Source organism: Paenibacillus popilliae ATCC 14706 (assembly GCF_000315235.1).
In the GTDB taxonomy this organism is placed as follows: domain Bacteria; phylum Bacillota; class Bacilli; order Paenibacillales; family Paenibacillaceae; genus Paenibacillus_B; species Paenibacillus_B popilliae.
Window position 1 is genome coordinate 1 of record NZ_BALG01000502.1, and the last position, 679, is coordinate 679.

Annotated in this window: 1 protein-coding gene and 2 pseudogenes; 2 read left to right on the plus strand and 1 reads right to left on the minus strand. The window is 51.0% G+C overall.

Annotated features, from left to right (window positions below; all coding sequences use genetic code 11):
• Positions 1 to 93, minus strand: a pseudogene (locus tag PPOP_RS26260) (transposase domain-containing protein); the annotation flags it as partial.
• Positions 94 to 208: 115 nt separating this feature from the next.
• On the opposite strand from PPOP_RS26260, the gene PPOP_RS26265 reads away from it, so the two are divergent.
• Positions 209 to 502, plus strand: coding sequence for a helix-turn-helix domain-containing protein (locus tag PPOP_RS26265; protein ID WP_422730668.1), 294 nt, complete (start codon positions 209 to 211; stop codon positions 500 to 502).
• Positions 472 to 679, plus strand: a pseudogene (locus tag PPOP_RS24930) (IS630 family transposase); the annotation flags it as partial. The gene PPOP_RS26265 and the pseudogene PPOP_RS24930, both read left to right, overlap by 31 nt.

The following is a 679-nucleotide window of genomic DNA, read 5'->3' on the forward strand; positions in this document are numbered from 1 at the left end:
ATTCAGTTCCAATTGATCCGGATGCGTCTTCTCGCTGGAAGCCCCGAAGCGCTTCTGCTGTGCAAGCCGGAACTGTTCCTCGTACCATTTGAGTAACTATATTCCAGCATTTTGTGGTATAATCTTCGCAGCCCTTATTGAACGGAGAGAAACCATGCCCTTCCAATCGAAAAAAGAAAAGTTAGTGTTATCCATTGCCGATCGAGAAATGCTTCAACGAATCAGTCAAGCGCGTTCAGAAGAATATCGCCGGGTAGAGCGTGCACGTATTCTGCTTCATTTTGCCGACGGCTTGAGCATCCCAAAGATCGCAGAAACCCTCGGTACAACGGTGCCCAAGGTCAATCGCTGTGTCGATAAATCACTGGCATTAGGGCCGGATGCCGCATTGGGAGAAGAACAGCGTTCAGGTCGGCCTGCCAAAAGCCGAAGGACTTGGGCTACTCGTATGAAGTCTGGACCCAGCGTCTTTTGGCACAGCACGTGCGTAATCACGCGGTAACTGAAGGTCATGACTGTCTCTCCCGCATGTCGCCTAGCAGCGTGTCCCGATTGCTGGCCGCCCAAGACTTAAAACCATATAAGGTCCGTTATGATCTGGAACGCCGCGATCCAGAGTTCGATGCAAAACGGGCGGAAGTGCTTTGCGTCTATCAGCAAGTCGAATACATTCTGGAGA

Excerpts from the sequence above, each read along its gene's own strand:
- PPOP_RS26265 (WP_422730668.1), top strand. The coding sequence starts at position 209 with ATGCTTCAACGAATCAGTCAAGCGCGTTCAGAAGAATATCGCCGGGTA.